Origin of the sequence: Streptomyces sp. YIM 130001, from assembly GCF_003574445.1 — a bacterium.
GTDB lineage: Bacteria > Actinomycetota > Actinomycetes > Streptomycetales > Streptomycetaceae > Streptomyces.
This window is the reverse complement of record NZ_KZ984550.1, coordinates 436007-447824: the sequence shown is the minus strand read 5'-3', so window position 1 is coordinate 447824 and position 11818 is coordinate 436007. Positions and strand designations below refer to the sequence as shown.

The window sequence follows — 11818 nt, the reverse complement described above, 5'->3', positions numbered from 1 at the left end:
TCCGGCGGCCCGCCCCGGGTCGTCAGCGGCGTACGCGATTCCGCAGCGCGCGCTTGAGGCGGGTCAGTCCCGCCGGGGCGGGCGCCGGAGCCGCTGCCGGGGCGGAGGCCGCGCCGCCCTTGCGCTCCTCCGCGGGAGGCGCCGGGTGCTTCGACGGCGGCTGCGCGGGTGCCTCGGCCTTCTTGCCGGAGATCCGGATCATCGGGCGGCCGGCCACCTCCTCGACGCCGTGCCACAGGTCGGAGCGGGTGCGCAGCATGGCGGCCAGCTCCTCGTGCACCGCGTCGTAGGCGCCCCAGGTGCCGTAGAACTTGGTCGCCGTGATGCACAGCGGCTTGAGGCCGGTGGTGGCGACGGCGCCCCAGGTGGCCGCAGCGACCCCGGGGCAGTGTTCGGCGCGGAAGTCGTCGAGCACCACGATGCCGTCGGGGCCGAGCAGTTCGGCCGCCGCCTCGATGTCGCCGTGCACGTGCTCGTAGAGGTGCGAGGCGTCGATGTGTACGAAGCGGCAGCTGCCCGGCTCGACGTGGGAGGAGACCTCGGAGGACGGCGCCTGCACGACGACCGGCAGCTCGTCGTGGAAGGAGAGGTAGTTGGTCTCGAAGGCGCGGCGGGTGAGGGTCGAGTACGAGCGGCCCATCTCGGCCGAGTTGGAGGCGTCGGGGGCCGGTGAGTCGAAGAGGTCGCAGACCGTGAAGGTCTCGTCCTCGGCCAGATAGGAGCCCATGAAGATGGCGCTCTTGCCGAGATAGGCACCCAGTTCGAGCAGGTCGCCGTGCTCCTCGCGGTCACGCTGTCTGCCGAGGAACCAGTCGAAGAGCAGCTGATCGGCGGGGAAGAACCAGCCCTTCACATCAGAGAGCCGGGCGGGGCGGGGAAGTGCCTTCGTGGCCGATGTGGTGGTCATGGGTGCTCCTGGGTTCAGGTGCGTTCGGTGGGCATCAGATGCACCGCCTGCGGGGAAGGGTGCGCCTGCAACTGCTCGGGGAGGTGCTCACCGGCCCCTGGCGCGGGCACGGGACGGCGCTCCTCCAGCGGCACGACGGACGGCAGACCCGCCGTCTGGCCGAGAAAGACATGCCGTACGACGCGCTCCGCGGCACGCCCGTCGTCAAGCCCGCAGAACCGGGCACGGAACGTGGATCGCAGTTGTGCCGCACGCGAACCCCTCCAGTGTCCGGTCGCGAAGATGTCGATGAGCTCGTCCTCGCTGCGGGCCACCGCACCGGGCGGGAACGCACGCAGATCGAAGTAAGTGCCCCGGGCTGCCTCGTACGCATCCCAGTCGTCCGCGTATACAACCACTGGTCGGTCCAGGTTCGCGTAGTCGAACATGAGGGACGAGTAATCCGTCACCAAGGCGTCACTTGCGAGACAGAGCGATTCCACGCGGGGGTGCCGGGACACGTCGATCAGCCGCGCGGAGGTCTCCCGGCTGAGCGGTTCGCGGTACGTGTGGTGGGCCCGGGTCAGGATGGTGAAGCGCGGGCCGAGGGTGCGCAGCAGCCGCTCCAGGTCCAGCGGCTGCTGCGGGCTCGTGCGGTAGTCGCGGTGCGTCGGTGCGTAGAGGAGCACGGTCGAGCCGGGGCGGATGCCGAGGCTCTCGCGGATCCGGGCGACCTCGGCCGAACTGGCCTGCTGAAAACGGTCGTTGCGCGGGTATCCGTATTCGAGAGTGGTGTATCCGGCGGGGAAGACGCGCTCCCAGACGAGGGTCGAGTGGCGGTTCGCGGACAGGACGTAGTCCCATTTGTCGGCGTTGGCGAGCAGGTCGCCGAAGTCCGTCGTGCCGGTCGCTGCGGGGCGTTTCTGCAGGTCGAGGCCCATCTGCTTGAGGGGAGTGCCGTGCTGGGTCTGCACCAGGACCTGGCCGCGGCGCTTCTTCAGGCGGCGGTCGAAGTTGACGTTGTTCACCAGGTACTTCGAGCGGGCGAGCGCCGTCCAGTAGGCGGCCGTGCCGGGGGTGAGCCTGCGCGCCGCGGTCGGTACCGCGTGGTGGTGCCGGCGGTCCGCGATCCATGCGGTGCGCAGGCCGGGGACCAGTTCGCGCGCCTTCTCCTCGATCGCGCCCGGGTTGCAGCTGTGGCCGCGTCCCCAGTAGGCGGAGAACACCGCGCGGTCGGCGCGCACCGGGAGCAACAGCTGGGCGCGGTAGTGGAGTTGCATCAGGCCGCCGTGCAGCTTGTGCAGCAGCGGGCCGGAGTTCGCCTGCAGGCGGTGGCGGACACGCTGCGCGAAGGACAGGGTCCGGTACGTGCGGTGGCAGCCGAAGCGCACGAGCAGGTGCCGCAGCCGGGCGCGCGCCGCAACCCGGCCGGTGTCCGGCACCCGGTACCGGCGGTGGTGGGCGCGGGCGCGGCGCAGGAACTGGGCGCGGCTGCCCCGGGGCAGCCGGCCGCGGATGGTGAACAGCGTGCAGTAGTGGTCGAGCATCCGGCGGAAGAGCACGGGCCGCCATCGCGCGAGGTCCTCGCGCCCTTCGAGGAAGGTGAAGACCCGCTCGTACTGGTCGAAGATGTCGAAGTGCTTGCGGCTCGTGGTGCCCAGGATGTTGCCCTGCCTGCGCTGGCGGTAATGCACGCAGACCCGGTCGAGGACGGCGATCGACTCGGCGCTGAGCAGTGCCGGGTACGTCCAGGGGGTGTCCTCGTAGTAGCCGGGCGGGAAGCGGAAGCCGTGGCGCTCGACGAAGTCGCGGCGCAGGGTCTTGTTCCAGGCGACCATGAGGACCTTGAGCAGGCCGGGTCGGTCGGTGAGGGTGAAGGTGGCGGGGCCGTCCTCGGTGAGCTGCAGGGCCATCCTGTTGCGGACCCGCTCGCCGGTCCAGTACTCGCGGGCGTAGTCGTAGACCAGGACGTCCGGGGTGCCGGTCTCCTTGAGGCGGTCGGCGACGGCGTCGAGGGCGCCGGGGGCGAGGGTGTCGTCGCCGTCCAGGAAGATCAGGTAGTCGCCGCTGGCGCGGTCGATGCCGGCGTTGCGGGCGCGGCCCAGGCCGACGTTCTCGGTGAGGTGGACCGGGACGACGCGGGCGTCCGTGGCGGCGTACTCGTCGATCAGGTCACCGCAGGCGTCCGGTGAGCAGTCGTCGACCGCGATCAGCTCCAGATCCGCGTACGACTGTCTGAGTACGGAGTCGAGGGCTTCGTGCAGGTAGGCCTGCACCTTGTATGCGGGGACGATGACACTGAACCGGGGCAAGGCGCATCCATGGGTCGGCACGGGCATACCTGCCCGAAAACGCCTCAAGGTCCGGATGGGTTACGCGCCTGCGGCAAAGGGATGAGGGGCGGGAGGATATCCCGCCCCTCAAGTGAGGTATGTGTGAAGGTACTTGACTTTGCCCTATTTCACCGCGCCCGCCATGACCCCGGAGACGAACTGTCGCTGGAAGGCGAAGAACACCACGAGCGGGATGATCATCGAGATGAAGGCGCCGGGGCCGAGTACGTCGACGTTGTTGCCGAACTGCCGGACCTGGGTCTGCAGGGCCACCGTGATCGGCTGGTTCTCCGGCTTGGCGAAGACCAGGGCGATCAGCATGTCGTTCCACACCCACAGGAACTGGAAGATGCCGAGCGCGGCGATCGCGGGACCGCCGAGCGGCATCACCACGCGGGTGAAGAGCCGCAGTTCGCCGGCACCGTCCAGGCGGGCCGCTTCGAGGAGCTCGCGCGGGATCTCCGCGAAGAAGTTCCGCAGCAGGAAGATCGCGAACGGCAGCCCGAACGCCACGTGGAACAGCACCACCGAGCTGATGGAGCCGAACAGGCCGATGTCACCGAAGAGTTCGGCGATCGGGAGCAGCGCCACCTGTACGGGCACCACGAGCAGCCCGACCACACCGAGGAACCACCAGTCGCGGCCCGGGAACTCCATCCACGCGAAGGCGTAGCCCGCGAGCGAGCCGATCACCACCACGAGCACGGTGGCCGGCAGCGTGATCATCACGGTGTTCACGAGGGAGTCCGTGATCGCCTCGGTCTCGAGCAGCTTGCCGTAGCTCTCGAAGGTGATCTGCGACGGCTCGGTGAGGACCTTCCACCAGCCGGTGGCGGCGATGTCGGAGGGGTCCCGCAGCGAGGAGAGCAGCAGTCCCACCGTCGGCATCAGCCAGAACAGGGCGATGACGACCAGGAAGACCCGCATCGCACCGCTGCCGGCCACAGCCGCGGCCCTGGCGGCCAACGACGGCCGGGCGGCGGACACTTCGGCGGGCTCGGTGGCCCGCACCGCCTCGTCGGTTCCCGCGCTCATCGGCGTACCTCTCTGCGCAGCCGGCGCATGTTGAACAGCATCATCGGGATCACCAGGAGGAACAGCAGGACGGCGATGGCCGTCGCGATCCCCGGTTGGCCCTCGGAGAAGGCGGACCGGTAGAGCTGCAGCGCCAGGACGTTGGCGTCGTCCTGCACCGAGCCCGGGGCGATGATGAACACCAGGTCGAAGATCTTCAGGACGTTGATCATCAGCGTCACCAGGACGACCGCGAGCACCGGTGCGAGCAGCGGCACCGTGATCCGGCGGAACACCTGCCATTCGCTCGCCCCGTCGACCCGGGCCGCCTCCATCAGTTCGCGGGGCACGCTCGCCAGGCCCGCGGCGATCAGGACCATCGCGAAGCCCGCCCACATCCATACGTAGCTGCCGATGATGGCGGGTGTGATCAGGCTCGGGCCGAGCCACTGCACACCGTTGTACGGTTCGTGGAAGTTGGCCTCGGGGAGCCGGAGTCGGGATCCGTCGGCCGCTGCCGGCAGCGTGAAGGCGCCGTCGGGTCCGGCCCGGGTCGACGCCACCACCTTTCCCTCCTTGACCGCCTCCACCTTCATGCCCGGATAGCCGAACTCCGAGGCGTCCACGCCGCCGCGGGTGCCGACGCCCTTGCCGCGGGTGAAGTCCTGCCAGGTGGTGCCGGTGACCTTGCCCGGGTCGGTCTTCGGCTTCGCGGCCTTCGACGCGTCGTCGGGCATCTGGTCGGGAGCCACGCCGACCAGAGGCAGGGCGACCGGGTCGCCCGCCTTCACGGTGGTGCGGGTGATGAACGCGCCGCCGCCCGCGGGCTTCAGCGGGGACTTGGGGCCGGGGTGTGCCTTGGGGAAGGCCGACGACTCGTTGAACGTGTCGTGCACACCCACCCACACGGCGTTGGCCACGCCGCGGCCCGGGTCCTGCTCGTACACCAGGCGGAAGATGATGCCCGCCGCCAGCATGGAGATGGCCATCGGCATGAAGACGATCAGTTTGAACGCCGTTCCCCAGCGGATGCGTTCCGTCAGGACGGCGAAGATCAGGCCGAGGGCGGTGGCGACCGTCGGGCCGAGGACCACCCAGATCGCGTTGTTCTTGATGGCGGTGAGGATGCCGTCGTCGGTGAACAGCTCCACGTAGTTGTCCAGGCCGACGAAGCTGTCGCCGGACTGGTCGAAGAGGCTGCGGACGACGGAGTACCCGATCGGGTAGACCACGAGCGCGCCGAGCAGGACCAGTGCGGGCAGCAGGAAGAAGACCGCCACCGATTTACGGGTACCTGTCACGCTCTTGAGTTTCCGGGGGGTGGGGGGCGTCGAGCGGACGCCCCCCGTCTTCACAGAGGTCATCGCCCGATCAGTTCTTGTAGGCCTTGGCCGCGGCGTCCTCGAGCTGCTTCTGGGCGCCCGCCACGTCCTTCGGGTTCTTCAGGAAGTCCTGCAGCGCCTTCCACTCGCCCTTGCCCGGCGTACCGCCGAACACCTGGGGAGCCTGGTCCGACATGTCGAAGCGGAACTGGTCGCCCGCGTCGACCAGGGCCTTGCCGATGTCGCGCAGCACGTCGTTCGGGTACGCGGACTGGTCCATCTCCTTGTTCGGCGAGATGAAGCCGCCCTGCTTCGCCCAGATCTCGGCCGCGTCCGTGGAGGCCAGGAACGTCAGCAGCGCCTGCGAGGCTTCCGTGTCCTTCAGCGCCACCGCGGCGTCGCCGCCGGTGACCACCGGGGCCTCGTCACCCACGGCGGGGAACGGGAAGATCTTCGCGTCCTTGCCGATCTCGGCCTTCGCCTCCTGGGCGTTGGCCGCCGCGAAGTCGCCCTCGAAGACCATGCCCGACTTCGGCTGGTCGCCGCCGGTGAACGTCTGCTCCACCGACTTGGGGAAGTCCACCTGCAGCGCGCCGGTCTGACCGCCCGCCAGGAAGTCCTTCTTGCCCCAGATCTCGGCGAGCGTGGTCAGGGCCTTCTTCACCGAGGGGTCGGTCCACTTGATCTTGTGCTCGGCCAGCTGGTCGTACTTCTCGGGGCCGGCCTGCGAGAGGTAGATGTTCTCGAACCAGTCGGTGAGCGTCCAGCCGTCCGCGCCCGCCACCGAGAACGGGGTGACGCCGGAGTCGTAGACCGTCTGGGCCGTGCTGACCAGGTCCTTCCAGGTCTTCGGCTCCTTGGCGCCCGCGTTGTCGAAGACCGTGGCGTTGTACCAGACCAGCGACTTGTTGGCGGCCTTGAAGTAGACGCCGTAACTCTCGTCGCCGACTTCGCCGATCTCCTGCCAGCCCTTGGTGTAGTTCTTGGCGAGCTGTGCCTTGGCCTCGGGGCCGACCGGCTTCGCCCACTTCTTGTCCACGGCCTGCTTGATGGCGCCGGGCTGCGGAAGCATCGCGACGTCCGGCGGGTCGCCGCCGGCGATCTTCGAGCCGAGGAAGTTCACGATCGGGTCCTGAGCCGGGACGAAGGTGACCTCGGCGCCGGTCCGCTTGCCGAATTCGTCGAGCACCTTCTCGAAGTTCTTCTGCTCGGGTCCCGTCCAGACCGCCGCGACCTCGAGCTTCTCCCCGTCGAGCTTCGGCAGCTTGACCGACGGCGCGGACTTCTTGCCGCCGCCGTCCGACCCGCCGTCGGCCTTCTCGCCGTCGTCACCGCCGCCGCATCCGGCGAGTGCGAGTGCGCCGGCGGTGATCACCGCCAGAACTGCCGTGCGTGTACGAAGAGTTGTGCGCATCACTGCCCCGTTCTGCCGAGCTGTCTCGTGAGAGAAGGTCTACGCCCGGCAAAGGACCCCAGGCAATAGCGTCGGCGACCCCAACTCCTTGATCGTGATGGCCTCGTGACGTGCCCTCACATGCGAATACGGCCGCTCGGGAGGAGGAGTGGTAGCGGGGGTACCGAGGCGGCGAGGCGGATGGGTACCGGGGGTACGCGGTGTGCGGGTGTCGCTGGGCGGGCCTGGGGTGGTTTCCGGCGAGTTGCCCGGGCGGCGGGCCCGTGGAGTGCGGTCCCCGGGGCCGCGCGCCCGGGGATCCCGTCACAGCAGCGGCGGCAGGCGATCCGAGTTGACCGATCGGCCCGCCCGCTCGACCGCACTGGCGAGCAGCGCCAGGTCCGTCGGACCGTTCCCCAACTCCCGCACCGGACGCCGCGTCGGCGGATCGCCCATCCGCTCCCACTCGAGCGGCGCCGCCGTCGGCCGCAGGGTCGACGTACGAGGGATGCGTCCGCTGACCCGGCCGGCCTGGAACGCGGTGACCCGGCCGTCGGCCGTCGTCAGCGTCCCCCGGCCCGGCGCCGGATCCTCCGGCCCCGACGCCGGCGTCTCCAGGCGGACACGCAGCGCCGCGCGCGCGAACTCCGTGTCCGCGGTGCGCTCGGGCCGCGCGGACGCCGCGACCAGGTGCACACCCAGCCGCTCGCCCTCGCGCGCCACCGCGTCCAGCGCCCGTACGACCGATCCCGCCGCGGGGCGGCCAGGAGCGCCGAGCGCCGGTGCGACCAGGGCGTCGATGTCGTCCACGAGGACCACCAGGCGGGGCAGCGGGGGACCGGCCGCGTCGCGCGGCGCCACGTCCGGGGCGCGCAGCCGCAGCGTGGAGCTCGCCGCCGCGTCCAGGTCCGCGGCACCCGAGCGGATCCGCTGCGCCACCATCCGGTCGGCCGCCTGGCGCTCCGCGTGCCAGTCCGCGAAGCCGAGCCGGCCGACGAACTCCGAGCGCCGCTTCAGCTCGGCGACCAGCGCCTGGGCGAACTCCCGCATGTGTACGGGGTCGTTGGCGACCAGGCGGGTGGTCACGTGCGGCAGGTCGAGGCAGGCCCGCAGGCCGTCGCCCCGGTCCGTCCCGGCGCCGTCCACCAGGATGATGCCGAGCCGGTCCGGGCGCTCCGTCGAGGCCAGTGCGGCCGCCACGGTGCGCAGCAGTTCGGTGCGGCCGCTGCCTGCCGGGCCCTCGATGAACAGGTGCGGGCCCTGTCCGGCCAGATCGGCGCAGAGCGGTCCGCGCGGACCGGCGCCGAGCACGGCCCAGGCGCGCCCCGCGGGCGCCACCGGGTCGTCCGCGGCGGCCGCCCAGCGTGCCATCAGCGACGCCGGTGTGGCACGGGCCAGGCCCAACTCGTCCAGAAGCCGGGTGGATTGCGGCAGCGGCGCGGACGCGCGCGCGTGCCGCTCGCCGGTGTCGGCCGCGCGCAAGGGGGCCAGCGCGCGGGCGAACCGCTCGGCCCAGGCCGTCGACACGGCGTCCACCGAGGCGAGCGTGCCGTGCCCCGCAAGTCCGTCGCGGGTGGCGCGCAGCAGCCGCAGGGTGGTCGCCACGTCACCGCTCAGGAGCGCGACGGCGCCGCAGGCGCGGAAGGCGGGCGACGCCGCGGCGGCCGCGTCGTAGGTGGCGGACACGGGGGAGGCGGCGGACGCCGGCGGGGTCTCGGCGAGGCACACCACGTGGACCCCCGCGGCCGGGCCGTCGGTGGCGAGCCGGGTGACCGCCTCCCGCAGTGCGGCGGAACCCGGGTCGCCGTCGACCAGGACCACGGTGAACGGTCCGGTGGGGGAGGCGGGTTCGGAGCCGGGGACGTCGGTCCCGCGGTCGCCGGCCACGCGCGCGTGGGGGTGCGATCGGCCGTCCTGGCCGTCGTACGGGTCGGGCGCCTGACCGGTGGTGTGATGCAGCGGGGTGCGGTGGGCGTTCGTCGGGGTGCTGCCCGCGTGGCCGTCCTGGGGGACTGCGGGGTGCGCGGCGCCGGGGCGCTGCTCGCCGGTGGTCTCCGGGCCGGTGGTCGGGCGGGGGACGCGGCCGGCGGTCGGTGTGCGCTCCGCTTCCTGCCGGAGGTCGTCGAGGCGGCGCAGTAGTTCGCCGGCGCGGGCGGCGGCCTGCTCGCGGTCGTACGCGAGGAGCAGGCGGCAGTCCTGGCCGTGAGCCGGGCGCAGGTGCGGAAGCCAGCCGAGCCAGCCCCACCGGTCCGTGCGGTCCTCGACGCCGCGGGCGCGGTCCGTGCTGATCAGCACGATCTCGAGATCTCCGGGTGCGTGCAGCGCAGCGAGCTGGGCCACGACCGAGCGCGCCAGGCCGTCCAGCCGCTCCCGGGGCCCGGCCAGGCCGAGGGCGCCCGCCTCCCGCAGGCTCACCGTCACGGGGACACCGGGCAGCAGGCCGGTGCCGCCGGGTGCGGTCCTGTCGCTCGTGCCGAGCCGGACGGCCAACGCCTCCGGGTGGGCGGGACCGCGCTCCCAGAGGCGGGGGCCCGGGCCGAGGGCGGTGAGCAGGAGGGTGGCCGGATCGGGCCAGGCCTCCGGAGCGGGGGCGGGTGCGAGGTCCGGTACGGGGTGCTCCGCGGGCTGCTCGGCCGCCGGTGTCACCGGTACCTCGCGGCTGCCGGTGAGGCGCCGCGCCCATGCGGTCAGTCCGCGCCTGCGCAGCTGGCGGGGCACGGTGGTGCCGCGCATGGGGGTGCCGGAGCGGCGCGAGGCGGGATCCAGGTCGGCGCCCTCGTCGGGTGCCGCGGTGTCGGCGTGCGGCGCGTCTGCGTCGGAACCGGGTGTGCCGCCGAACCCGCGGACGGTCGCTCCGTGCGGCAGGGCGTCGCCCACGGGCTGGTCGGGGGTGTCCGGGGCCGGGTGCGACGGGCCCGGCTGCGGTGCCCTCGGGGCGCGGCCGTCGGTGGTCCGCCCGTCCGTCATCGGCAGCGGGCCGGCCGTCGGCTCGTGACGGGTGCCGGGGGCCTGGGGCGTGAACGGGCCGCCGGAAGGCGCCTGTTGCCCGGCGTCCGGTGTGCGGGGCGCCGGAGCACCCTGCACATGGGGGCGGGCTTCCGGAGAGGCGGCGCCGTCTGGTCGGTCCGGATCCGTGGGCGAGACCGCACGCGGCGCACCGAGGTGTCCGCGGAGGTCACCACCGGCCGTGCCGGTGCCGTCGCCGACGGAGCCCTGGGCGCCGTACGGAGCCCAGGCCGGGTGCCAGGGCTCGTGCGCGGAGTCCGTGTCCGAGGAGCGGGATCGAGCCCCGCCACGTGCGTGTGCTGCTTCCGGGCGGCCCTCTGGACCTTCCTCGCCGGGTGTGAACTCACCGAGCGGCACCCCCTGGGGCGATGGCGTACCAGGATCCGCCGTATCGGCCGCCCGGGCCCGGGGCCCGTCGCCCGTTCCGGAGGCGGTGCGCCGCGCCGAATCCTCCTCGGCCGAACCGGAAGTCAGATCGGCCTGCTCAGCCGGGCCACTGTGCACACCACGACCGCCGTACTCCCCGGCCTCCCTGGCCCGCGGCACCCCTTGGCTCCCTGCATCCGGAACGACCTGCCCGGCCCGTGCCCCCGACGCCGTGCCACCTGAGCCCGCAGCCCGGGCTCCGGCGTCTGCAGCCGCGGCCCCACGCGCGCGTGCCCCACGATCACCGTCCGCCCCCGCCCCGTACGCCGAACCGGGACCGGAGGCACCCGTGTCCGCCGAGCCGCCACCCCCGAGCGGGCGCCCCGCTCGCCCGGAGCCGACCCGAGACTCCGCGCCGCTCGCCGCGTCCCGCATCCCGGCCGAGACGCGGCGCCCCGAAGGTGCCGCAGCGCTGCGGCCTCCCAGCGGGCGCCCGGACGAACCCGCGCCGTCGGACGACAGCGCCGGCGACGTATCGGCGCCCACGCGCACGTGGCCCTCGCCGTCCGCGGCGGTGGGCAGCGGTGCGGCCTCGTCGGCGGCCGTGCCGAGGCGCAGTGTCGACTCGCCGACCCGCAGTACGGCGCCCGGGGCGAAGCGGACCGGGCGGTCGGTGACGGGGGTGCCGTCCACCGTCGTGCCGTTCGTCGAGTTCAGGTCGGCGACCGAGACGAGGCCGTCCGCGGTGACCGTGACCTCGCAGTGCAGCCGGGACACATCGGGGTCGTCGAGCGGTACGTCGGCGTCGGCCGACCGTCCGATGGTGATCCGGCCGCCGTGCAGCAGGTGCACGCCGCCCGCGTCCGGACCGGCGATCACGTGCAGCCGGGCGGAGTCACCCGTCGCGGAAGGCGCCGGCTCGACGGGGGACTGCAGCGCGAGGACGGCACCGTCCACCAGCGGCGGCTCACCGAGCAGGCAGACCGCCGGATCGATCCGGTCGGTCCCGGAGAACAGCACCACGGGGCCGTCGGGCGCTCCGGCCGAGGCGGCGAGTGCGGAGGCCACCGCGGACAGCGCGGTGCCCGCGGGCGCGGTGACGAGCACGTCGCGTCCGCGCGTGGACTGCGGGGTCCGGCCGCTGTGCGGCCCGAGGACGGTCAGCCGGATCTGCATCGCCGTCAGCGGTCCCTTCTGCGCGGGTGCCCGGCAGGGGACGTCCATGTGATGCCCCCCACCGCACACGGCATGGCTCCGTGCTGTGGAGCATCCTCGCACCTGCCACTGACAACACGCCCGGTGCCCGGCGCCAAGTGATCTTGATTGGTCGGCTCTGCCCGTAAAAGTGCGCGAAATACCTCCAGTACAGCGCCCGTTCGGACCCGTGCGCGGAGATCTGGAATGCCGATTCCGGGGTACGCAACCAACTGTCCGGGCCGCGCGTCTTTCCACCGAACACTCATACCGAACACCGATACGGACCGTGCCGTGCGGCGGC

6 protein-coding genes are annotated in these 11818 nt (G+C 72.4%); all 6 read right to left on the bottom strand.

Annotation, left to right across the window (positions count from 1 at the left end; translation table 11 throughout):
* Window positions 1–22: 22 nt before the first annotated feature.
* The 6 genes from DSC45_RS07590 to DSC45_RS07565 all read right to left on the bottom strand — a co-directional run bounded on the left by DSC45_RS07590 (window position 23) and on the right by DSC45_RS07565 (window position 11544).
* Window positions 23–907 carry a class I SAM-dependent methyltransferase gene (locus DSC45_RS07590; RefSeq protein WP_119288324.1) on the bottom strand — a complete coding sequence of 295 codons (885 nt, stop codon included), beginning with the start codon at window positions 905–907 and terminating at the stop codon, window positions 23–25.
* A 14-nt stretch (window positions 908–921) separates the two neighbouring features.
* Window positions 922–3198, bottom strand: coding sequence for a bifunctional glycosyltransferase/CDP-glycerol:glycerophosphate glycerophosphotransferase (locus DSC45_RS07585; protein ID WP_119288323.1), 2277 nt, complete (start codon window positions 3196–3198; stop codon window positions 922–924).
* A gap of 144 nt (window positions 3199–3342) precedes the next feature.
* Entirely contained in the window at window positions 3343–4254 is a 912-nt protein-coding gene (locus DSC45_RS07580; protein ID WP_119288321.1) for a carbohydrate ABC transporter permease, read from the bottom strand.
* Window positions 4251–5534, bottom strand: a complete 1284-nt coding sequence (locus DSC45_RS07575; RefSeq protein WP_119288319.1) for a carbohydrate ABC transporter permease — start codon at window positions 5532–5534, stop codon at window positions 4251–4253. The genes DSC45_RS07580 and DSC45_RS07575 overlap by 4 nt, the downstream gene beginning before the upstream one ends.
* A gap of 70 nt (window positions 5535–5604) precedes the next feature.
* Window positions 5605–6969: an ABC transporter substrate-binding protein gene (locus DSC45_RS07570; RefSeq protein ID WP_119288317.1), complete on the bottom strand. Its 1365-nt coding sequence runs from the start codon at window positions 6967–6969 to the stop codon at window positions 5605–5607.
* A gap of 303 nt (window positions 6970–7272) precedes the next feature.
* On the bottom strand, window positions 7273–11544 hold the full coding sequence (locus DSC45_RS07565) for an FtsK/SpoIIIE domain-containing protein (protein WP_240434511.1): 4272 nt from the start codon (window positions 11542–11544) through the stop codon (window positions 7273–7275).
* Window positions 11545–11818 lie beyond the last annotated feature (274 nt).

Bases quoted from the DNA above. Each gene is read 5' to 3' on its own strand.
- DSC45_RS07590 (WP_119288324.1), bottom strand. From the start codon at position 907: ATGACCACCACATCGGCCACGAAGGCACTTCCCCGCCCCGCCCGGCTC.
- DSC45_RS07580 (WP_119288321.1), bottom strand. From the start codon at position 4,254: ATGAGCGCGGGAACCGACGAGGCGGTGCGGGCCACCGAGCCCGCCGAA.
- DSC45_RS07570 (WP_119288317.1), bottom strand. From the start codon at position 6,969: ATGCGCACAACTCTTCGTACACGCACGGCAGTTCTGGCGGTGATCACC.
- DSC45_RS07565 (WP_240434511.1), bottom strand. From the start codon at position 11,544: ATGGACGTCCCCTGCCGGGCACCCGCGCAGAAGGGACCGCTGACGGCG.